Raw genomic sequence first — 22084 nt, forward strand, 5'->3', positions numbered from 1 at the left:
AACGTCAAACCTTAAACGCTCAATTAAACCACTCGCTGATCATCGTGCTGCGCGACTGGTTTTTCAGGCGTTGTGCCATGTCGGCGGGGATGAAGGGGAAGAACGTGATCCCCGTCAACTGTTCGATCTGACTGACCGGCACGACGAACGCCGTCAGCGGTTCGTTCGATGCTTCGTTGTTAAGCAGAAAGCCGATCATACGGATGTTAGGGCTGTCGCAGTAGAGCAGCACCTTGTAAAATTTTTCCGGCACACTGACTTCGTTCGTCTTCCCGATCGTCGGCAGACCGGGTTTGAGCACCGGCCCCGTAACGACGTAGATACCCCGGTCGCGCAGCCCCCACGCCCGAACCTGCCCCTCCAGCTCTTTCCAGATCCCCCGGTTGAACTGCGGAGCCTGCGGAGTCATGTTGCTCATAAAAAACGTTTCCTGCATCATTTTGCGGGAAAACTTAAAGTCGCCCGCCGGGGCAAGGTGCCCCCGGTCGTACCCTGATCGCGTGTAGTCAGACGGTAGCGCGGAGCCGGTCGGCACGGCGGGGTCGGGCACAAACCGCGACCCTTCGCGCTCCGTGTCGCCGTTGATTTCTTCGGGCAGGAGCGGATAGGCCACCCAGTCAGCTACCTTGTACTGGTCCCGAAAACGCAGGGTATAGCCACTGTGCTCGATGATCTCATCATTGGCCCCGTGGGCAGGCAGGATAAAGCCGGGCCGCTTCTCGAACGTAAACAGCGTTTTGCCGCCCGAGCTGGGTGTCGGCACCGACGAACCGCCCCCGTTGTCGCTGGCCTCGCTCTCGTCGTCGGTTCGCCGGTCGCTGGCGACATCACCACCATTCGTTGGCTCAGGGGCTTTGTAGGGGTTGTCGGCTTCGCGTTCGTGCCGCGCGGGACCCAGACCCACCAGCGCCCGGACGTCGTTCCAGAACGCCACGACCGGCTGACTGCGACCGCCGTAGTGCAAAAACAGGCCAATGAGGAAGAAGACAAACAGCAGCACCAGCGTGTTGCCCCGTAACCGGAAGCCCCGGCGTTGGACGTTTTTCATAAAGCTTACGGTATTCGGTTTACAGTTTTCAGTCTACGGCGGCCACCGTGGCGCGACCCGTCGCACGGTGGTTCAAAGCGGGTGCAAGTTATTATGAATTGGCGGCATCCCGGCGGATGCCAGCAGGCAAGGCGCTGCCGTAAACCGAAATTTAACCACCGTGCGACAGGCCGCGCCACGGTGGCCACCGTAAACCATAAACCGAATACTGACTACCTGTAATCGAACTACCCCACCCTGCCCGCTGTTCTGCTGCCGTATGGCTGCTTTACGTTTGTACGTGATCGGTGGCGGAGCGGCTGGTTTTTTTGGGGCTATTACGGCCGCGCAAACCTACCCCGACGCTACCGTTACGATTCTGGAGAAAAACCGCACAGTGCTCAATAAAGTCCGGATCTCGGGCGGGGGGCGCTGCAACGTTACCCACGCCTGTTTCGATAATCGGCAACTGGTCAGGCACTATCCACGGGGCGAAAAACCGCTTAAATCACTGCTTACTCAATTCAACGCGTCGGACACGGTCAGCTGGTTCGAGCAGCAGGGCGTACGGCTCAAAACCGAAGCTGACGGACGGATGTTTCCGGCCACCAACACGTCAGAAACGATCATCGACTGCTTTCTCGACGCGGCCGATCAGCTGGGCATCCAGATCCGCACTAGCTGCGGGGTCGAATCGCTGACGGCCGCGCCCGGCGGGGGCTGGCACATCAATCTCCTTACCGGCGAAACGCTGACGGCCGACCGGGTATTGATCGCGACGGGCGGCTACCCGCAGCGGGTCAGCTACGACTGGATTCCCGAACAGGCCGACGAGCTGATTAAACCCGTACCGTCGCTGTTTACGCTCAACGCACCGGCCAGTCCGCTGCTGCCGCTGGCGGGGGTGTCGGTCCCGATGGCCGCCGTGTCGGTGGTGGGTACGAAGCAGGAACAGCGCGGGCCGTTGCTCCTGACGCACTGGGGATTCAGCGGTCCGGCGGTGCTGCGCCTGTCGGCCTGGGCTGCCCGCGACCTCGCCGATCTCGACTATCAGTTTACGCTGCGGGTCAACTGGGTGCCGGAGCAAAACGAAGCCCAGCTACGGAATACAATGCAGACCTTCCGGCAGCAGAACGGCAAAAAGCAGGTTTTCTCGCAGAGCCCCGTGGGCCTACCGTCGCGGCTCTGGCAGGCACTGGCGGCCGACGCCGGTATCGCCGACGAGCAGCGCTGGGCCGACCTACCCGCCAAGCCCCTCAACCGCCTGATCGAATCGCTGACCAACAGCCGATTCGTCATTACCGGCAAAAGCACATTCAAGGATGAATTCGTGACCTGTGGCGGTATTGACCCGGCCACGCTGGACCTGCAAACACTCGAAAGCCGGGCTCAGCCGGGCCTGTTCTTCGCGGGCGAAGTCCTCAACATCGACGGTATCACGGGCGGCTTCAATTTCCAGAACGCCTGGACCACGGGCTACATAGCCGGGAAGAATATGGGGGGACGTGGTTTGTAGTTTGTGGTTCGTAGTTCGTAGTTTGCCTTGTGGCACCAAGTTATGTCGGCAAACACCAGATTGTCGAACCATTCACAAGCTAACCCACAGACGATAACTCACGAACCAGTATCGCAACTGGCCCAAAGCAGTCCCCAGCACCCTGTACACAAACTAATAACTACAAACCACAAACCACAAACTACAAACCGTAATGCTTGACCAGATTCAGGAAGCCGCTCGCTACATTCAATCGCAAACCACTGTCCAGCCCCGCGTTGGGATCATTTTAGGCACGGGGCTTGGAGCGCTGGCGGCCGAGATTACGATCGAAACCGAACTGTCGTACGAACAGATCCCGCATTTCCCACTGTCGACCGTTGAGTTTCACACCGGCCGGTTGCTGCTGGGCACGCTGGCGGGTCAGCCGGTCGTGGTGATGCAGGGGCGCTTCCATTTCTACGAAGGGTACAGCATGCAGCAGGTCACGTTTCCGGTACGGGTACTGCGCGAACTGGGCATTTCGACGCTGCTGGTATCCAACGCATCCGGTGGCATGAACCCCGACTTTGCCGTCAGCGACCTGATGGTCATCGACGACCACATTAGTCTGCTGATGCCACAGGGCCCACTGACCGGAAAACACGACCCGCACTTCGGCGACCGCTTTCCCGATATGAGTGCGCCCTACGATGCCGAACTGCTCGAACTCGGTTTTGCGCTGGGCAACAAACTGGGTATTTCGCTCAAGCGGGGCACCTACGTCTTCGCGCCGGGGCCCCAGCTCGAAACCAAAGCCGAATACCGGATGCTGCGGCAGTGGGGCGCCGATGCCGTGGGTATGTCGACCGTGCCGGAAGTGATCGTGGCGCACCAGATGGGGCTTCGCGTGTTCGGCGTATCGGTCATCACCGACATGGGCATTCCCGAAACACTCGAACGCGCCGACATCGCGAAAATTATCGCGGCTGCTGCGGCTGCCGAACCGAAGCTGACCCAGCTGATGAAAGCTATGATCGAACAGCTAGGCCAGTGAATACGTGTCATTTAGACACATCAGGACAGCCCGGCGACGGGCTTTTCCTTTTTTTGTATGTGCTGAATTACCGTTTATCTTTGAAAAATACAGTCTTAATTCCCACCGCCTATGACCCCTGTTGCTTTGCGCCGGATAAGCGTTAGTCGGCGCCGTCGTGCGTTGGGGTCATTCTGGCCGGCCATGCTGGGAACATTGTGGATGGGCTGGCTGCTGACGGCCTGCCAGACGGGCGAACAGAAACCCCTACGCATCGGCTTTTCGCAACGCACCATGACCGACAACTGGCGCCGGACGATGCTGGCCGGGATGAAGCTGGAGCTGTCGTTTCACCCCAACATCGACCTCATCGTCAAGGACGCCAACGGCCAGAGCGGGCGGCAGGCAGCGCAGATTCAGCAGTTGATTGATGAGCAGGTCGACCTGCTGATCGTGTCGCCCAACGAAGCCCGGCCCATCACGCCCATTGTCGAAAAAGCGTATCAGCAGGGCATTCCGGTGGTTATTCTCGACCGGCGAACGGCCTCCGACGCCTACACGGCCTATGTGGGTGCCGACAACGTGGAAGTGGGCCGCACGGCCGGTATGTACGCAGGTTCGGTGCTGAACGGGCAGGGGAACGTCGTGGAAATCGGAGAATCGCCCGGTTCGTCGGCGGATATAGACCGGCACCGGGGCTTTCTGGACGCCATTGCCAAACGGCCCGGTATTCGGCTGGTGGCCAAGCTGGCAGGCGACTGGGACAAGCAATCGTTTGACGGTCGGCTGACGCAACTGCTGAACACCCGGCCCGATATTCGGCTGATCTTCGCCCAGAATGACCGCAGCGCCCGCAAATCGTATAGTGTATGCCGGCAGCTTGGACTGACCCGGTCGATCAGGATCATCGGCGTCGATGGGTTGCCGGGACCTGACGAAGGCATCGACCTCGTCGACCGGGGTACCCTGACGGCAACGGTGCTGTACCCGACTGGCGGCAAGGAAGCCATCCGCACGGCTGTGGCCATTCTGAACAAACAGCCTTTCAAACGCGAGAATCGCCTGCCTACCACGCTGATCGATTCGTCGAACGTGCAGATTACCAAACTTCAGGACGACCGGCTGATGGAGCAGCAGGCCGATATTCAGCAGCAGAGCCGCTACATCACCGATCTCACGCAGACCTACGCGTCGCAGAAAACCGCGCTGTACAGCACGTTGGTCAGCCTGCTTATCGTCGTCGGGCTGGCGATCTGGGCGTTTTACCTCGTGCGGGCCAGGCAGGTGGCGTACCGGACCCTGGAAAGGCAGAACGCCGAGATTCTGGAGCAGAAAAATCAAATCGAGGTGGTATCGCAGCAGGCGCGGACGGCCACCGAAGACAAGCTCCGGTTTTACTCCTACATCTCGCACGAGTTCAACACCCCGCTTGGCCTGATTCTGACGCCCACGGAAGAGTTGCTGACTAAGAAAAACGTTAGTCCGCAGGACATCCGGCGTAATCTGTCGCTGGTGCAGAAGAACGCGTATCGGCTGCTGCGACTGGTTGATCAGCTGCTCGATCTGCGGAAGGCCGATGCCAGCAAACTCAGACTAAAAGCCGCCGAGCAGGATCTGATTGCCTTTACCCGCGACATCATTCAGGATTTTGGCCGCAAAGCCGAACGACAGCGCATCGATCTGCGGCTGCTCACCAGCAACCTGCCCGCCCTGCCCGTCTGGTTCGACGCGGAAAAGCTGGACAAAGTACTGTTTAACCTGCTATCGAACGCGTTTAAATACACGCCCAAAGGCGGCTTCATTCACGTGCAGCTCAGCACCGACGGACAGCAGGCGTTTATCAAAATTACCGACAACGGCGACGGCATGACGCCCGACGAGCAGGCTCACGCGTTTGATTTATTTTACAGTGGCCCGCGCCCGTTCGATCTGGCAAAGGGTGTGGGGCTGTCGCTCTCGCTGGAGTTTATTCGGCTGCATCGGGGCGACATCCAGGTAACGTCCGCGAAAGGCCGGGGCACCTCGTTTGTGGTTCAGCTGCCGCTCGGCAACGCCCACCTCGACGCTGCCGAGCAACTGTCCAGCCCGCGCGCAGATCACGCGTTACCGAGCCAGCTGCTGATCGAACCCGCCGACGAGTTGCCAACGCCCCCCGTCACCGAACGCACCCGCCCGACAGCAACGCTGCTGATTATCGAAGACAACGACGAACTGCGCACGTATCTGGCCAGTCGGCTGAGCGATGAGTTTGACGTGGTTGCTGAAGCCACGGCGGAGCAGGGTTGGGAACGGACGCTGGAAACGATACCCGACCTGATTATCAGCGACATCATGCTACCCGGCCTGAACGGCCTCGGTCTCGACGGTATGCAGTTCACACAGCGGGTCAAGTCCGACCTGCGTACGTCGCACATCCCGGTCGTACTCCTCACGGCCAAACGGCAGATTGAGCAGCAGATCGAAGGGACACGCGCCGGGGCCGACGTGTACATCACCAAGCCCTTCAATATGACCCACCTCATCGAAACACTGCACACTACGCTGGCGAATCGGGAGAAATGGCAGCGTCGGTACGCGTCTGATTTTCTGGCCCAGTCGCCCGCGACGCCCGGCAACCGGCAGGATAAAAAATTCCTGAACGAGTTGACGGGCCTGATCGAACAAAACCTGACCGAACCCGCCTTTGGTGTCGAGAAACTCAGCCGCGACATGGGTCTGTCGCGGGTGCAGCTGTACCGGAAAGTGCAGGCGCTGCTCAATATGAACGTCATCGACTACGTGACCGAAATCCGGCTTAAAAAAGCGAAGCGTCTGCTCACGGAAAGCACGAAAACGATGGGCGAAATCGCGCAGGAAACCGGCTTTAACTCCCCTGCTTACTTCACTACTTTCTTCAAGCAGCACACCCAGAAGACGCCCTCCGAGTTCAGACGCTCCACCCTGAACGCGTAGCCAGCATCAGCTACAGGCCCGCCCGGCGGGTGGCGCTGAATGACTAAATACTGACCGCAACAAAACCGAAAACGGCCGTATCAATACTGTAATTGTACACCCCCACTATCCAACCAATTCGTTCATAAACAGCTATTTGTACGCTTCATTTTTGTGAAATTTTTTGAACATTTTTCACAAAACATATACTACTGCGTTTGCGTAATTTTATCAGGTAATCGCACTATTAATCCGATTTGCTATTAACCTATGATGAGTTAGTCACACTGTTTTTCTTTTGGTATTGAGACAGCTTCATGCCCGGAGAAAAACGGTGTGCTAACCGAGTTTACCACAGCCTGATCTGCCTTGTGTAGTCAGGCTTTTTTTTTAGTTCCTATGTCCCCACTCATCACCTGTTTCGGAGAAGTTCTCTGGGACGTCCTGCCTACCAGCCGACAGGCTGGCGGTGCCCCCATGAACGTAGCCGCTGACCTGCGTAATTTCGGCGTCAACGCGCAAATCATCAGCCGGGTCGGCGACGACGAGCTGGGTGTCGAGATGGTTCAGTTTCTGTCGGGGAAAGGCATACCGACCGATCTGGTTCAGATTGGCAAGACGCACCTGACGGGCGTTGCCAAAGCAAATATTTCAGACGCCCACGAGGTCACCTACAAGATCGTGCAGCCCGTTGCCTGGGATTACATTCAGCCGGACGCCGAGTTGACGGAGGCCGTTCGAAACAGCGATCTGTTTGTTTTTGGTAGTCTGGCCGCGCGTAGCCCGCTCACCCGCGACACGCTGATGGGGCTGCTGAGCGTGGCCCGGCGCACCGTCTTCGACGTGAATCTGCGCGCGCCCCACTACGAACGGGCGTTGATCGAAGACCTTCTTCAGCAAACTGATATTGCCAAGCTGAACGAACATGAATTGATCGAACTGTCGGAATGGTACGGCTACGAACCGAATCTGCACCGGGCGATGGAACAGCTGCGCGACCGGTATCAGCTCGAAACGCTGTGCGTGACGCTGGGCGAAGCCGGGGCGGTTATGCTCGATCGGGACGGTTTCACGACGCAGCCCGGCTTCGATATCGACGTGGAAGATACCATCGGTAGTGGCGACGCCTTTCTGGCGGCTTTCCTGTTCAAGACGTTGCAGCAGGAACCACCACAGCACATACTTGAATTTGCCTGCGCAACGGGTGCCTACGTGGCTACGCAACGCGGGGCTACCCCGGCATTCACCGAGGAAACAATCCAGTCGATGTTCCTGGACAGAACTGAGGGCTAGCCTTCGATTCAAAAAAGGGTCAGGGGTGTCCGGAGCAACTTCAACGTAGTTGCTCCGGACACCCCTGACCCTTTTTTATTGGCTTAATTAACCCGAAGCCGTTGCCCCGGCCGAACGCGGGACCGGGCCGAGAGGCCGTTTTTCCGGCTCAGTGACGATACCGATAACCCGTACCGACTGGCAATGGAACTCAGCGTTTCGCCCGAGCGAACCCGGTGAATGGCCGTCCGTTTGATCCGAACCCGGCTACCACCCGACTCCGACGACCGGCCACCGCGCAGATAATCCCAGACCGAACTGGTCAGCAGGAAGTGATCGGAGTTGAGCGTATTGGCCGGGAACGAGAAAATCGTCAGCGGGCTAAAGGGGTTGCCTTCGTAGCGGGTTTCAAAGTGAAGGTGCGAACCGTAGCTACGACCCGTATTCCCCCCCAATCCGATCTGGTCACCTGCTTTGATCATCTGCCCCTGTTCGACGGTCTGCTTCGACAGGTGACCGTAGAGCGTCTCCAGCCCGTTGTAATGCCGGACCAGCACGTACCGACCGTACCCGTCTCCGTTCCAGCCCACCACCCGTACCACACCGTCGAAGGCGGAGTAAACCGGGTCGCCGGTTTCCAGGTCGAGATCGGAGCCCGTATGCCACCGGCCCCAGCGGTACCCAAAATTCGACGTCAGCTTCCCTTCGTTGAGCGGGGCCGACCAGTAGCGGTTGGCCGCTGGATCGTACAGTTTAATGTCGATGGCTTCATTAAACTCCAGGGGGTCGATGTTGTACGGATCGATGGTGCGCGAGTCCCACACGGCGTAATAGTCAGCAATTTTCACCCATTCGTTGCCGATAAGAGCTGAATCGATGATCTCGACTACGCTGGTTTCGCCCTGATCGATCTGGCTGGTATCTTCGCTGACAACCGGGTTCAGTTCTTTTTTCGGTTCAAACTGATTGTTGAATCGCAGCTGGGTTGTTTCCTGATCGTAGATATCGTCGGCCTTTACTGGCTGATCGAAAACGGGCTGATTCTGGTTTGTTTTGGTCTTCGGCGTGATAGTCAGGTTTTTCTTGAAACGCCCACGCTCCTGTGCCTGTGCCGTAATGACCAGGCTTAGGCAGGTCGTAACAAGAAGCCATCGGAAAGCCAGTGTTCTCATGCGTTATCGCAATAATGCACAAAGCCTTCGGAGGAAACGATCCGAAGGCTTTGTCCTGTAAGGTCAGTTTATACGAGCGCCTGCTCTTTCATTTCCAGCGTGACCAGATACCGTTCGGCATCCAGCGCGGCCATACAGCCCGTTCCGGCTGCCGTGATGGCCTGCCGATAGACGTTGTCCTGCGCGTCGCCACAGGCAAAAACGCCGTTGACACGCGTACGGGTGCTTCCTTTCTCGGTCTGGATGTAGCCGTGCTCATCCAGCTCAAGATAGTCCTGAAAAATATCGGTGTTGGGCTTGTGACCGATGGCCACGAAAAAGCCCGTTACGTCGAGTTCGCTGGTTTCGCCTGTCACCACGTTTTTCACGCGGACGCCCGTCACCTCGTCATCGCCCAGAATTTCTTCAGTTTCGGTATTGTACAGAATTTCGATGTTGGGTGCCGTCCGGACGCGCTGCTGCATGAACCGTGACGCCCGCATCTCGTCGCGCCGAACCAGCATGTATACCTTGCGGCACAGGTTGGCGAGGTAGCTGGCTTCTTCGGCAGCGGTATCGCCCGCACCGACGATGGCAACGTCCTGCCCCCGGAAGAAAAACCCGTCGCAGACAGCACAGGCCGAAACACCCCGGCCGTTGAGCCGCATTTCCGACGGCAGACCCAACCACTTGGCCGACGCACCCGTCGAGATAATTACGGCATCGGCGGTCAGCTCGTGCTGATCGTCGACGATGACGCGGTGGGGATGGCTGGAAAAGTCAACTTTCGTAACCATGCCGTACCGAATGTCGGTGCCAAACCGGCGGGCCTGTGCTTCGAGGTCCTGCATCAGCTGCGGGCCCTGAACGCCTTCGGGGTAGCCGGGGAAATTATCGACTTCGGTGGTGATCGTAAGCTGACCACCGGGCTGGGGTCCCTGATACATCACCGGTTTCATATTGGCGCGTGCCGCGTAGATCGCAGCGGTGTAGCCCGCCGGGCCGGAGCCGATAATCAGGCACTTTACATGTTCAGCATTCATCAGTTACAGGCAAATAATGTTGTCGAATCACTCACTGGGACCGCTTACTAAAAACGGCTCATAAAGACAACATACGCAAATTTGAAAAAATTTCCGCCCGAAAGCAAAGTTACAACCCCTGCCTCTACAGCACCCGCCACTCAATCCGGCGGTTCAGTTGCCGGTTGTCGTCGGTCGTGTTGGGCGCCAGCGGACGGGTCTTGCCGTAGCCAACGGCCCTGATTCGCTCGGGGCTTATACCCGCCTGCGTCAGGTACGTAACCACCGCCTGCGCCCGCTTTTTCGACAGTAACAGGTTGGCGGCTGCATCGCCCCGATCGTCGGTATGACCCGAAATTTCGACCGCGACAGCCGGGGTACTTTTCAGGAACTGTGCCAGCCGGTCAAGTTCGGTGCGCGACTTATCGGCGAGGTCGTAGCGGCCGGTTTCGAAGAACAGGTTGTTGAGCGTTTCTTTCGCCGTAGCCCCCGCCACGGCCGGTTCCAGCGGCACGGATAGCGATAGTCCCGACCCAACAGTGCCCTTGCTTTTCTGCGTAAAATCAAACGACAGGCTCTTGAACAGGTAGCCCGGGACGCTCACGTACAGCGCATACTCGCCCCCGCTCGGCAGGATAGCCGTGTACTGCCCGGTCTGTGCGTCGGCCTGCACCCGCGAGATGAGCTGGTTGGTTTTCAGGTCGATCAGTTCAACCGTTGCCGCCAGGGGTTTATTGGTCCGGGCGTCGGCCACGATGCCCTTCACGTAGCTGACGGGCTTGACGTGGTCGCGCAGGGTTTCGGGCAAATCGAAGGCATACAGCCGCGACTTCTGCGAGACGCCCTCTTTCTGCTCTTCGTACGAATAATACGCCCGCCGACCGTTGGCCGCGACAAACAGCGACGCCTGATCTTCCGAGGTATTGATGGGGTAGCCGAGATTCGTTGGTGTCGACCACCGTACCGAATCGCCCGTGGTCAGGCTGTCGGCGATAAACAGGTCGTAGCCACCCAGCCCCGTATGACCTTCCGACGCGAAGAACAGGCTCTGCCCGTTGGCGTGAATAAACGGCGACGCTTCGTTGGCCACCGTGTTGACCGGCGCGCCGATATTGACGGGTTCGCGCCAGCTCCCATCGGCGTTCAGATCCGACCGCCAGATGTCGCGACGCCCTTTGCCGCCGGGCCGGTCGGAGACGAAATACAGCCGCCGGCCATCGGCCGTGAGCGAGGGCTGCGACTCATAGTAGCGCGTGTTGACCACCGCCCCCAGGTTTTCGGGAGCCGACCAGTCGGAACCGGTTTTGCGGCTCATGTACAAATCGCAGCTACCGAATCCTTTGCGGCCCTGACAGGCGGTGAAGACCAGCGTGCGCCCATCGGCAGAGAGCGTGGCGGTGCCTTCGTTGTCGGGGGTGTTGATGTTGGGCGACAGCGACACCGGGGGCGACCAGCTTTCGCCGTTGAAAGTAGCCACCATCAGATCTTCGTCGCCTTCGGGTTTGAGGGCGGTAAAGACCAGCGTCTGTTCGTCGGCGGTCAGGACCGGGAAGTACTGCGAGGGCGTGGTATTGAGCACCGGCGACACCGGTTTCGGCTCGACGGGCTGCGGATGCAGCACGGCTTCCGCACCGAAGCGGGCGTTGGCAATCAACCGCCCGACGCGCTCGTGTTGCACCGACTTCGGCGCAAACAGGGACTGGTATTTCTCCAGATACGGCATCGCTTCGGTGTAGCGCCCCAGCCGCATCAGAATCATACTCAGCGACTGGTAAGCCGCGCCCGACGCCGGGCTGTCGGGCTGGAGTTTAACGGCATCGCGGTAGGCGATGATGGCCGGGTCGAAGCGTTTGGTGAACTCATAAAGCTGCCCCAGTTTCAGGTAAGCATCGCCATACGACGGGTCGACCTTAACGGCCTGCTCCATAAACGGGATTGCCTCCCATGCCTTGCGCTCGCCAAACAGCTTGATCGACTGTACGTACAGTTCTTTGGCTTTGGGCGATTGAGCGTGAGCGAACAAAGTGGTGAGCAGAAAGAAGAAAGACAGCGATAAACCAGCCGACCAGCGTTGCTTCAGGCCGTCCTGTTTCGTTCTTCGTTCTCCTTTCCCCTTTCTTCCCCCTAGGGAATATCCATGTATTTGTGTGTCTGCAACGAAATCTGCCATTGCGGATTATTTTTTACGTATTCAACGATACGAGGCAGCATTTCATTGGAACGACTCCACTCGGTTTGCAAAAAGAGTTTGCAGTCGGGCCGCAGGTGGGGTACGAACGACTCGGCAAACGCGAAATCCGACGCGTTATAAATGATGACTTTCAGCTCGTCGGCCCGCTCATAAATGGCCGGATTGGGCTTTTTGAACTTCTTGGGCGAGAAGCAGATCCAGTCCCACGAGCCAGTTACAGCCGCGCAGACGCCCGACGTTTCGATGTTCGTTTTGAACCCCGCCGTTTGCAGGGCGTTGGTCAGCGTGGTCAGGTCGTGCATGAGCGGTTCGCCCCCGGTGATGACGGCCATCCGTCCGGGGTGTTGCATCGCCCCGGCCACGATGTGATCGATACTCAGCTGCGGGTGCAGGCTGGCATCCCACGATTCTTTAACGTCGCACCAGTGGCAGCCCACGTCGCAGCCGCCCAGCCGGATAAAGTAAGCCGCCCGGCCCGTGTGGGCACCTTCCCCCTGCACGGTGTAGAAAGCCTCCATCACCGGCAGCGTCGTTGTTTCAATAGTTTGTTGTTGCTGTTCAGTAAGCATACACAAAGATACCTACTTCAACCCAAACAGCAGCCGGGTCAGGCGGAATGGCCTGATTAGCAACAGATAAATCGCGATACAAATCAGGCCAGACGACAGGCTGACGACCAGAAAGCCGTCGTATACGCCCAGACCGGTGCGGGTCAGGACGTAGTAGCCGATGATGATAATGACGGTCTGGTGCAGGATGTAGAACGGGTACACGGCTTCGTTGAGTTTGGGCAGGATGGGCTTGCTGACGTTCAGGTAGCGGTAGCCGTAGCCGATGGTCGTCAGCACCGAAAACCAGGTCAGGCAGTTGACCGTGACCGTGTAGATCGGCTCCAGTACGTCCTCAACTCCATAGCCTCCGTTCCAGACTGCGATAATGCCGTAGAACAGCGCGGTACAGATCAGCGTCGCGTATAAAAACAGCCGTCGCTGCCGGGCGAATGCTTCCGCGAAATCCGTTCGGCTGGTGAGCAGATAACCCGCCCAGAACAGCAGCAGGTTTTTCACGAAGTAGGCCCAGTCGTTAATCAGCGCGTGCGTTTCCTCCGGGAAGTAAGGTTTGAGCAACAACTGACTGGGAACCAGACCGACTGCCAGCCACAGCGCCCCACCCCGCCGGTCGGCCAGGCGCACGATGCGATCCGTAAACCGCTGCCCCGACGACGATTTCAGCCAGCGATACAGGGGAATACTGATGAGGGCGTAGTTGAACAGGTACAGGATAAACCAGAGGTGATGCCAGCTAAACGCCCCGCTTTTGACCCCGTCGCGGTACGGCTGAAACTCCAGCACCTTGGGGTAAAAATCGACGTAGCTGCCGCTGAACCAGCCTTTGAACACCCATTCGTAATAAATCTGGGGCGGCACGATCACGAACATGCCGAACAGCAGCGGCACGAACAGCCGCCGAACCCGCTCACCGGCATAGCTACCGTAAGTGCGTCGTTTGAGGGCGAAAAACGTACCGGCCCCGGAAATAAAAAACAGCAGCGGCATGCGCCATTGGTGCAGCCACCGCATAACTTCTTTCATCGGGGCACTACGCTCCGGGCTTTTGATGTGCCAGTCCCAGTCCAACACGTAGAGCATGCCGGTATGGTAGAACAGCAGCGTGATGATGGCGATGATTCGCAGCCAGTCGAGGTCGTAGCGCCGGACGGCTTTGGGTAGGTGGGCAGCGGCTTCTTCGTCGGAAGGAGCATCAGAAATGGGGTATTGGGCCATGGTGGGCGGAGTTGGTTTGATAGCCCAAAAGTCCGGCCCAGTGCGTCAGAATAGCCTATTTTCCGGTCGTCGTGAAGTTCGCGCCTATCGGTACGCAGTCAATTGGCGGAATTGGGCGGGGGTTTGACCCGTCAGCCGCTTGAATGCCGTATGAAAAGCCGACGTTGAATTGTAGCCCACGCGCTCAGCAATTTCGTCGATTTTCAGATTGGTCGTAAGTGGGTCGGTGAGCAACGTCTGGGCCTCCCGAACGCGGTAGTCGGCCAGCAGATCGAAGAAGCTTTTTTGCAGCCGGTCGTTGAGCAGTTGCGACAGATGGTGCGGACTTGTATTCAACTGATCGGCGAGTTTGGGCAGCGACAGATCACTGCGCAGGTACAGCTTTTCGTCGTCCATGAGCCGCGTCAGTTTCTGCAAAACGACCGCTTCGACCTCTTCCGACAGGGCCGATTTTTCGTACTTCTTTTTCGGCTCCGCCGGACCGGCGACGGGCTGGGGCAGCGGCTGGAAAAAGGCCGACCCGCGCAGCAGCAGGAACGTGTTGACGTAAATCGACAGCGTTACGTAACTGGCCAGCAGATGGTCGCCCAGATCGTGGTCGAAAACAAGGTTGACCAGGGCGATCAGGATGGGCACCAGCGCAAACAGCCCGCTCATCAGCCACAGCGGACGCAGCACCGGCGAGCCCGTCAGCTCCGGCCGCTGGCGCACCGCCCGGCGCATCACCAGCAATGACAACAGGGCGTAGACCACACAGCTCAGGGCCGTTATCTCGCTGACGTACGGCCGTAAGTCCGTAAAGTCCTCCGGCCATCGCTGCTCAGCCGCTATTCTGGGCAGTTCGGGGTGCCAGGCGTCGGTGTAGGAATTGTACCGAAATTCAAGTGGCTGATCGATCCATGTCACGGCGTTGAGCAGCCAGATCGCGAACGGCACCAGGTGCCAGCCCCAGCTGCGCGGCAGTCGTTTGTGCAGGCGGCTATACACGAAAAAATAAAACAGCGGCCCCACCGTAAAATTGACCGGCTCAGCCAGATCGACCGTCCAGAGCAGCCGGAAGGTGTAGTTGGTGTAGTTCAGGAAAATCTCGCTGATGATCGCCACCAGCACCAGCGTAAACCAGCCCAGGCAACGGTTGGCGACGTCTTTTCCGCGTGTTCCCGTCAGCAGGAACAAACCCAGAAAAATACCCTGCACGATACCCAGCAGTATCGCCAGCGCAAAGACATCAAGCCGAATTGGAAGGGATTGCATTAATTAGAAATGATTACTGTGGCAGCCCACGTCGCAGCCGCCCGGCCCGTGTGAATACCTTTTCCCTGCACGGTGTAGAAAGCCTCCATCACCAGCAGCGTCGTTGTTTCAATAGTTTGTTGTTGCTGTTCAGTAAGCATACACAAAGATACCTATTTCAGCCCAAACGGCAGCCGGGTCAGGCGGAATGACCTGATTAGCAATCGGCAAAGTGGGCACCGCCGTATAAATTAGCTTCGTAGTGTCATATGAACGAGCTATTCTCAATCTGTTGTTTATTTTTGCTTATCCGTGCTATGCATCTACTGTCTACGCTTCTTCCACTTCCTGGCTATCGTCTGTTTCGGCGTACTTACACGCTTCGTTTCTTTTCGCTTTTATTTGTACTATGTCGGTTGAGCTGGCCGTACGCATCCTATTCTCAATCTCCTTCGGTAACCATCACTAGCAGTAATTTCCTTACCTGCGAACAGCCCAGCACTACACTAACAGCGGCTACTTCATGCACCGGAACGATAAAGTATACCTTCAAAGGGCCTTATGACTTCGAATTAGTCAATACTACTGGCGAGGCCAGGGTAACCATGAACGGTTCATACAGCGTTACGGCGACAGATGCAGCCGGTTATTGTACTGGCAATGCGGCTGTCGACGTTGGCACAAACCTTCATCCGGACTATTTGCCCCTGGCAAACTTATACAACTCGACTAAGGGAGACAGTTGGTTCAATCGTTCGGGGTGGCTATCGAACTGCGATCCTTGTAGCGGCTGGTTCGGTGTGAGTTGTACTGATGGCAGGGTAACAGAGCTAAATTTAGGTAACCCCGTCAATCGTACGCAGGGCAATAATCTGGACGGTCCATTCCCGCAAACTGTCGGCGGATTGTTAAAGTTGCGAAAGCTGGTCGTTTCCTTTAACAGCAAACTTACCGGCCCCATCCCCAGCTCGCTCGGGCAACTGACTGATTTACGGTACGTCGATCTCTTTAGCAATAATTTTGGAGGAGCTATCCCAGCTTCACTCGGCAAATTAGCTAATGTGGACTTGTTGTATCTGGGCTTCAACGGCTTGACCGGGGCCATTCCAACCGCACTTGGCGAATTAAAATCAATAAAAGACATCCACCTTGGCTCCAATAATTTAACCGGGCCAATTCCATCATCGTTTCGTCAGCTTAAAACGCTGCAACGGTTAGCTTTATCTGGCAATCGTTTGTCAGGCAGTGTTCCGGACTATTTTAATGAATTCCCTGCACTCAGCGAATTATACCTGACTATCAATCAGTTTACGGGCCCTATACCTGCTTCACTGGGTACCATAAATTCACTGATGGTTCTTTCGCTGGCGGTCAATCAGCTTTCGGGCTGTATCCCTACCTCACTGAAGAATCTTTGTGGTCGTCGGGTCGAAATAAACGGTAATGCAGGCTTACCCGGGGGTGGCGACTGGGCCTCTTTCTGCGCTAATGGTTCGGGAGAATACGACGGCACCCTTACAACAACCAAATCAGGTTACTGGCACGATCAAACCGTCTGGTCGTGTGGCGCGCTGCCTCATTTTGGCGATCAGGTCCTTCTACAGAATACCATCACAATCCAGTCCGGTAAGTCCAGCCAGGCCGGGTACCTCCGTTACACTACTGGTGGGAAGCTAATTTACGAAGCGGGGGGGCAGCTTTTTATGAACCCGTAGAACCTGGAATTAACGAGACTATCAGCCTGGCAAACCGTGTTGCCCAGGGTGTAATATTGCCGTCTGATTGACCGAACTGGCAGCGATTATGTAGTTACAATTCACGTTAAGACAAGCGTTTGCAGGCTACACAGCACGGCACAAAAAGGACCCGCCCGGCACTGTGGCCAAACGGGTCACTTTTCAGCAAACCAGACTCTTCGTGAGTTTAAGGTTTGTGGTTCAAGGTTTAATGTTTCTGTGCGGTAGCCAACTTTAAACCTTGAACTACAAACCGTAAACCCGTCAACGTATTTCCATCTCGAACGGCATACGCATCTGCACGCCTTCGAGGGTTTTCAGCTTTTTCAGGTACTTGACGTACGGAGCCAGTTCACCGAGTTGCGCCTGCATACGGGTTTCATCGCTGTCGCTGAATGAACTCATAATCTGATCGAAGAACGGCTTCTTGCCGGGCTGGTATTTCAACCGGTAATCACCTGATTTAAGCTTGGCCGACTGAGCCGCCAGCTTGATTGCGTCGTCCAGACCGCCCAGCTGATCGACCAGACCGAGGGCTTTGCCCTGCGTACCGGTCCAGACGCGGCCACCCGCGATAGCGCGCAGACTGTCGATGGGCAGTTTCCGACCAGCGGCCGCTTTGCTGGTAAACTGCGCGTAGATGCGCTCAGTCTGCCGTTGCAGCACCTGCTTCTGGAAGGGCGACATCTCGTGCGTACCCGACGGAAAGTCAGCGTTTTCGTTTGTTTTCACCCGGTCGAAGGTCACACCCACTTTGTCTTTGAAAAAGTTTTCGGTGTTGAACAGCAGCGAGAATACGCCAATCGAGCCGGTGATGGTGTTGGGTTCAGCCACGATTTTGTTGCAGCCCATCAGCATGTAGTAACCGCCCGAAGCCGCGTAGTCAGACATCGAACCGATAACGGGCTTCGCCTTTTTCGCCAGTTCAACTTCACGGTACATCACATCCGAGGCCAGTGCGCTACCCCCGCCCGAGTTGACCCGCAGTACGATGGCCTTTACTTTATCGTCGAGCCGGGCTTTGCGCAGTTCTTTTACGATTGTTTCCGAGCCGATGCTGTTGTCGCCACTCTTACCCGAGTTGATATCGCCCGACGCGATGATGACCGCGATTCGATTGGAGCCGCTACCCTCGTCGGCATCGTACGAATCCTGATACTTACTCAGCGACACGTAGTTGATTTTTTTCTTTTCCTCCAGCTTCAGCTGCTGCCGGATCAGCGCTTCAACTTCGTCCTGATACCCGACGTTCGTCACGAGTTTGGTGCGGAGGGCGTCGTTGGGTTCGCGGATGGTGAGGTTATCGGCGTAGCGTTTGAGGGAGTCGACACGCAGACCCCGGCTCTGTGCCACCCGTACCAGCGTGTAGTCGTTGATCGAGTTGAGGAACGAGGTGTATTGCAGCCGGTTGGGTTCGCTCATGTTCTCCCGGATGAATGGCTCGACAGCACTCTTGAACTCACCAACGCGGAAGATTTCGGGTTTGAGGTTCAGCTTGTCGAGCGTGCCCTTGAAAAACGATAGTTCAGCATCCAGCCCGTTCCACTCCAGATCACCGGCCGGATTGAGGTAAATTTTATCGGCCACCGACGCGAGGTAGTACCCTTTCTCGGTCATCGTTTCGCCATAGGCATACACAAATTTCTTCGACGTCTTGAAGTCGATCAGCGCGTTGCGGATTTCTTCGAGCGACGCCCAGCCCGCCTGTGGTGTGGCAGCCGTCAGGTAAATACCTTTGATCTTATCGTCGGTTTTGGCGTGTTGCAGCGCTTCTTTGATGTCGATCAGCCCGATGGCATCGTTGGGGCCACCAAACGTACCAAACCCTTTAAACGGGTTTTCGGTAGTCCGTTCCTGTACCGGCTTGTCGAGGTCGATTTTTAATACACCGTTGTCGGAGATGGATTGTTTACCACTCGACGACGAGAAGGCAGCGCCCAGCCCGGCCAGCAGGATAAACCCGATAACCGAAAACAGTATCAGCCCAACGACGGTCGCTAACACGTATTTAAGAAATTGTAGCATGAATTCGGAAAAGTTGCGTTCTGTGTTCCAGACAAACAAAAATAACCGGTCGATGCGCCATGTCGCACAAAAAATGTTGAACACGCCGTTTCACCGGATAAGTGGCGGGATAGTCTTCCCGGCTGCGGAAGGGATGGTTTTGTGTGTTCTTTTGATCGCCAGTAGTCTGCTAAGCAGTTGCCGACCCGGCGGTAAAGCCGACTCGGCAACGACCGCCACAACGGCCCCCGCTACCGTGTCGGCCAGCCCCGGTATGGAACCGCCCGTGGCCTTCACACAGCCCGCCGTCGCGGCTACGTCGCCCGATGCGGGGCGGTGGTTATACGAAGAAACCCGTACCGGCTATAAAGCCGTAACGGTTTCGCCTACGTTACTCCAGTTCAAATTCCCCTACGAAGGCGGCTCGACGGCTTCGCTTACACTGCGCCGACGGAGTGGCGAAACACACGCCTACATCGAAATCTCGAAGGGGCAATTCAACCGCAGCTTTCAGGGGGGCACGGCCCGCGTCCGGTTCGACAACCGCCCGGCCGTTTCATTTCCACTTGTCGCAGCGGCTAACGGCCGGGCCAACATCCTGTTTTTTGGCAACGAGCAGCAACTGATTGATGAGCTGAGAACCGCCCGACGAATGGTCGTGACAGTCGAGTTTGCCGGGCAGGACACCCGTGATATTCGGTTTAATACGGCCGATCTGCGCTGGCAACAGCCAAGAAGCCGTTAACAATCGACAGGGCCGATGGTTACACCTGTAGCCATTTGACAGATTTCGGTTCACGGTTGTGAATCGTAGTTTGTTTACTCCCTATGTCAACGTCCAACAAATCATTTTTCGCCAAGATAGGCCCTATTCTGCGCGATTCATTCAATGGCTTCCTCGACGACCGATGCCTGAAGCTAAGCGCAGCACTTGCTTATTACACTGTTTTTTCACTGGCTCCGCTGTTGGTACTCGTTATCTCGCTGCTGGGTATTTTTCTGGGTGAAGAAGCTATTCAGGGACAGATCGTCGGGCAGATCAGTGGCCTGGTGGGGGCCGATGCCGCCAAACAGATTCAGGACATGATCAAAAGCACGAGCCTGTCGGGGAAGTCGAGTACGGCGCTGATCGTGAGCATTATCACGCTGTTGATCGGCGCAACGAGCGTATTCGTTGAGATTCAGGATTCAGTGAATCTGATCTGGCGCGTGAAGGCCAAGCCCAAAAAAGGCTGGTTAAAATTACTGCAAGACCGCGTGCTGTCGTCGTCGATGGTATTGAGTATGGGGTTTCTGTTGCTGGTTTCGTTTGTTATCAGCGGTCTGATCGCCACACTCGGCACGTACATCAATCGGTTTGCGCCGGGTCTGAGTCTATATCTCATCAGCGGGCTGACCTTCGCGCTGAGTACGCTGGTTGCCGCCTTGCTGTTTGCGACTATTTTCAAAGTGCTGCCCGACGCCAAGATTTCCTGGAAAGATGTGCGCTGGGGGCTTTTTTTACGGCACTGCTGTTTGTGCTGGGCCGTTACCTCATCAGTTTGTACATCGAAACAACGGGCTCCAGCTCGACCTACGGGGCTGCCGGTTCGCTGATTGTGCTGCTGACCTGGATTTACTACACGGCGGCTATTCTGTACTTCGGGGCAGAGTTTACGCAGGCATACGCCAACAACCTCGGCATCCGGATTGAACCCGCCGAAAACGCCGTTTACGTCGAGCAAACCGAGCGCGAACGCAACGTAGCTGTTATTCCTACCGGCCCCAAAGAAGATCAGGCGAAGTAAGCCCGGTTTTAGAGGTGCCAATCAGTCACCGCCTTCCCGAGGCTGTTAAGTTCTTGAGTCAGGACTGGTAGTGGCTAAACTTCCTTTTGCCTGTTTACCCGGTAGCGGTCGACCGTCCCAGCCCCCTGAGAGTTAATCTTGTAGGGGGTTTGAGCATGTTAACCTGATGGCTTATAAAAGGAGCCTTTTTACCCCTAAATCCCCTGAAGGGGACTTTTTCTACATGCGAGCCAAGTCCCCTTCAGGGGATTTAGGGGTAAAAAGGCCTGTCCATGAAGCCGGTTACCATACACTGTGTGAAACCCCCTACAAGGACCGCCTGAAGGGGGAGTATCCCACGAACCCCACTCCCCCTTCAGGGCGGGTCGGGGCTGGGGGGTTCGCCAAAACCGGCACCGCCGTTACTTCTGGTACGGAAAGGTCAATATCACGGCTTTCTTGCCTTTGCCTTCGCTGGCAATGAACAGGTCGCCACTGGGCGCAAAGCAGATGCCCTCCGGCTGACGAAGCAGCTTCTCATCGAGCTTTTCGCTGTACAGTATTTTGCCCTGTCGGTTCATGACCACTAGTCGGTGCCCCGCCGACGTCAGCACGTACCAGTCGCCCGTGATGGGGTGAACGGCAATACCCGATGGCTTGTAACTGTCGGGGTCGATACCGGCTTCCTCCAGCTGAACGTCACTGATGTTAAGCGCCTTGTAAACCGTTTTTCGGGTCAGGTCGTAGGTGTAAATGGCTTTGTCGCTGGCCCCCGTGCTGCCTTTCTTCACGGCAATCAGCAGCTGATTGCTCTTAGGGTCATAGCCTAGTCCTTCGACCTCCGTTTTGGCGGGCACGCCGGTTTTTACGTGGCCCCCTTTCAGGTCTCCCGGCTTGAAGCGGGACAGCATGCCGTTGCTTTCGAGCGCATACACCTCGCCCTTCACGTATTCGACGCCCTCAAAATCGCCGTAGCCGCCAAAATCAATGTCTTCGATAACCTTCCCGGCCTGGATATCATACACGTAAACAGCGGCCGCTTCGTCCTGAATGCACAGGAGCTGATTCGGCTTGTAATAGCTTAGACCCGAAATTTCGTCCAGCTTCTTGGGCAGGTTAACAACGCTGGCGGGCTGGTTGAGCCGGTACGCAAACGGATAGGCAGGCGCTTTCGATTCGGCTTCCGACGACTGCTTCGTTGTCGACGACGAACCGCATCCCATCAGCAACAGGGCAAGGGCAAGAACACGCATGGTTTTGAAGTTGTAAGGTTGAATGGTTGTAGCGTTATAAAGTTGTAGAGTCGTAAAGTTATAGCGTTGTAGAGTTGCTACCGGCCGGATGGGCTGACGCGCCAGCAACTTTACGACTTTATAACGCTACAACTTTACACCTTTACAACTCTACAATCGTCATTCATAGACCCGAATCAGGCTTTCGGGCGGTTTGTCTTTCGC

Annotated in this window: 16 protein-coding genes and 1 pseudogene; 7 read left to right on the top strand and 10 right to left on the bottom strand. The window is 56.7% G+C overall.

Annotation, left to right across the window (positions count from 1 at the left end):
• Positions 1-19 precede the first annotated feature (19 nt).
• Entirely contained in the window at positions 20-1048 is a 1029-nt protein-coding gene (locus HH216_RS18510; RefSeq protein ID WP_169552144.1) for a DNA/RNA non-specific endonuclease, read from the bottom strand.
• Between the two features lie 259 nt (positions 1049-1307).
• Here HH216_RS18510 and HH216_RS18515 point away from each other — a divergent pair, with 259 nt between their 5' ends.
• The 4 genes from HH216_RS18515 (at position 1308) to HH216_RS18530 (ending at position 7761) form a co-directional block, all read left to right on the top strand.
• Entirely contained in the window at positions 1308-2543 is a 1236-nt protein-coding gene (locus HH216_RS18515) for a BaiN/RdsA family NAD(P)/FAD-dependent oxidoreductase (RefSeq protein WP_169552145.1), read from the top strand.
• 193 nt (positions 2544-2736) lie between these two features.
• On the top strand, positions 2737-3558 hold the full coding sequence (locus HH216_RS18520; protein WP_169552146.1) for a purine-nucleoside phosphorylase: 822 nt from the start codon (positions 2737-2739) through the stop codon (positions 3556-3558).
• A 111-nt stretch (positions 3559-3669) separates the two neighbouring features.
• Positions 3670-6489 (top strand): substrate-binding domain-containing protein, encoded by a 2820-nt coding sequence (locus HH216_RS18525; protein WP_169552147.1) that lies wholly within the window; start codon positions 3670-3672, stop codon positions 6487-6489.
• Between the two features lie 378 nt (positions 6490-6867).
• Positions 6868-7761, top strand: a complete 894-nt coding sequence (locus HH216_RS18530; protein ID WP_169552148.1) for a carbohydrate kinase family protein — start codon at positions 6868-6870, stop codon at positions 7759-7761.
• Positions 7762-7844: 83 nt separating this feature from the next.
• On the opposite strand, the gene HH216_RS18535 is transcribed toward HH216_RS18530, so the two are convergent.
• The 7 genes from HH216_RS18535 to HH216_RS18565 form a co-directional block, all read right to left on the bottom strand.
• The gene (locus tag HH216_RS18535; protein WP_169552149.1) at positions 7845-8912 is read right to left on the bottom strand and encodes a peptidoglycan DD-metalloendopeptidase family protein; all 1068 of its coding nucleotides are present in this window, start codon (positions 8910-8912) and stop codon (positions 7845-7847) included.
• A 68-nt stretch (positions 8913-8980) separates the two neighbouring features.
• On the bottom strand, positions 8981-9934 hold the full coding sequence (trxB, locus tag HH216_RS18540; protein WP_169552150.1) for a thioredoxin-disulfide reductase: 954 nt from the start codon (positions 9932-9934) through the stop codon (positions 8981-8983).
• Between the two features lie 124 nt (positions 9935-10058).
• Positions 10059-12083 carry an OmpA family protein gene (locus HH216_RS18545; RefSeq protein ID WP_169552151.1) on the bottom strand — a complete coding sequence of 675 codons (2025 nt, stop codon included), beginning with the start codon at positions 12081-12083 and terminating at the stop codon, positions 10059-10061.
• Positions 12038-12673 carry a 7-carboxy-7-deazaguanine synthase QueE gene (locus tag HH216_RS18550; RefSeq protein ID WP_169552152.1) on the bottom strand — a complete coding sequence of 212 codons (636 nt, stop codon included), beginning with the start codon at positions 12671-12673 and terminating at the stop codon, positions 12038-12040. The genes HH216_RS18545 and HH216_RS18550 overlap by 46 nt, the downstream gene beginning before the upstream one ends.
• A 12-nt stretch (positions 12674-12685) precedes the next feature.
• Entirely contained in the window at positions 12686-13888 is a 1203-nt protein-coding gene (locus HH216_RS18555; RefSeq protein WP_169552153.1) for an acyltransferase family protein, read from the bottom strand.
• Positions 13889-13972: 84 nt separating this feature from the next.
• Positions 13973-15142, bottom strand: coding sequence for a helix-turn-helix domain-containing protein (locus tag HH216_RS18560; protein WP_169552154.1), 1170 nt, complete (start codon positions 15140-15142; stop codon positions 13973-13975).
• On the bottom strand, positions 15142-15282 hold the full coding sequence (locus tag HH216_RS18565; RefSeq protein WP_254448509.1) for a hypothetical protein: 141 nt from the start codon (positions 15280-15282) through the stop codon (positions 15142-15144). The genes HH216_RS18560 and HH216_RS18565 overlap by 1 nt, the downstream gene beginning before the upstream one ends.
• Positions 15283-15726: 444 nt before the next feature.
• Here HH216_RS18565 and HH216_RS18570 point away from each other — a divergent pair, with 444 nt between their 5' ends.
• On the top strand, positions 15727-16836 hold the full coding sequence (locus HH216_RS18570; protein ID WP_169552155.1) for a leucine-rich repeat domain-containing protein: 1110 nt from the start codon (positions 15727-15729) through the stop codon (positions 16834-16836).
• Positions 16837-17121: 285 nt separating this feature from the next.
• On the opposite strand, the gene sppA is transcribed toward HH216_RS18570, so the two are convergent.
• On the bottom strand, positions 17122-18882 hold the full coding sequence (sppA, locus tag HH216_RS18575) for a signal peptide peptidase SppA (protein WP_169552156.1): 1761 nt from the start codon (positions 18880-18882) through the stop codon (positions 17122-17124).
• 139 nt (positions 18883-19021) lie between these two features.
• Here sppA and HH216_RS18580 point away from each other — a divergent pair, with 139 nt between their 5' ends.
• The gene (locus HH216_RS18580) at positions 19022-19606 is read left to right on the top strand and encodes a hypothetical protein (protein ID WP_169552157.1); all 585 of its coding nucleotides are present in this window, start codon (positions 19022-19024) and stop codon (positions 19604-19606) included.
• An 83-nt stretch (positions 19607-19689) separates the two neighbouring features.
• Positions 19690-20648, top strand: a pseudogene (locus HH216_RS18585) (YihY/virulence factor BrkB family protein).
• Between the two features lie 401 nt (positions 20649-21049).
• On the opposite strand, the gene HH216_RS18590 reads toward HH216_RS18585, so the two are convergent.
• Positions 21050-21880, bottom strand: coding sequence for an SdiA-regulated domain-containing protein (locus HH216_RS18590; RefSeq protein WP_169552158.1), 831 nt, complete (start codon positions 21878-21880; stop codon positions 21050-21052).
• Between the last annotated feature and the right edge of the window lie 204 nt (positions 21881-22084).

The sequence above is a fragment of the Spirosoma rhododendri genome (assembly GCF_012849055.1).
Classification (GTDB): Bacteria; Bacteroidota; Bacteroidia; order Cytophagales; family Spirosomataceae; genus Spirosoma; species Spirosoma rhododendri.

Excerpts from the sequence above, each read along its gene's own strand:
- HH216_RS18510 (WP_169552144.1), bottom strand. The coding sequence starts at position 1,048 with ATGAAAAACGTCCAACGCCGGGGCTTCCGGTTACGGGGCAACACGCTG.
- HH216_RS18515 (WP_169552145.1), top strand. The coding sequence starts at position 1,308 with ATGGCTGCTTTACGTTTGTACGTGATCGGTGGCGGAGCGGCTGGTTTT.
- HH216_RS18520 (WP_169552146.1), top strand. The coding sequence starts at position 2,737 with ATGCTTGACCAGATTCAGGAAGCCGCTCGCTACATTCAATCGCAAACC.
- HH216_RS18525 (WP_169552147.1), top strand. The coding sequence starts at position 3,670 with ATGACCCCTGTTGCTTTGCGCCGGATAAGCGTTAGTCGGCGCCGTCGT.
- HH216_RS18530 (WP_169552148.1), top strand. The coding sequence starts at position 6,868 with ATGTCCCCACTCATCACCTGTTTCGGAGAAGTTCTCTGGGACGTCCTG.
- HH216_RS18535 (WP_169552149.1), bottom strand. The coding sequence starts at position 8,912 with ATGAGAACACTGGCTTTCCGATGGCTTCTTGTTACGACCTGCCTAAGC.
- trxB (WP_169552150.1), bottom strand. The coding sequence starts at position 9,934 with ATGAATGCTGAACATGTAAAGTGCCTGATTATCGGCTCCGGCCCGGCG.
- HH216_RS18545 (WP_169552151.1), bottom strand. The coding sequence starts at position 12,083 with ATGGCAGATTTCGTTGCAGACACACAAATACATGGATATTCCCTAGGG.
- HH216_RS18550 (WP_169552152.1), bottom strand. The coding sequence starts at position 12,673 with ATGCTTACTGAACAGCAACAACAAACTATTGAAACAACGACGCTGCCG.
- HH216_RS18555 (WP_169552153.1), bottom strand. The coding sequence starts at position 13,888 with ATGGCCCAATACCCCATTTCTGATGCTCCTTCCGACGAAGAAGCCGCT.
- HH216_RS18560 (WP_169552154.1), bottom strand. The coding sequence starts at position 15,142 with ATGCAATCCCTTCCAATTCGGCTTGATGTCTTTGCGCTGGCGATACTG.
- HH216_RS18565 (WP_254448509.1), bottom strand. The coding sequence starts at position 15,282 with ATGCTTACTGAACAGCAACAACAAACTATTGAAACAACGACGCTGCTG.
- HH216_RS18570 (WP_169552155.1), top strand. The coding sequence starts at position 15,727 with ATGAACGGTTCATACAGCGTTACGGCGACAGATGCAGCCGGTTATTGT.
- sppA (WP_169552156.1), bottom strand. The coding sequence starts at position 18,882 with ATGCTACAATTTCTTAAATACGTGTTAGCGACCGTCGTTGGGCTGATA.
- HH216_RS18590 (WP_169552158.1), bottom strand. The coding sequence starts at position 21,880 with ATGCGTGTTCTTGCCCTTGCCCTGTTGCTGATGGGATGCGGTTCGTCG.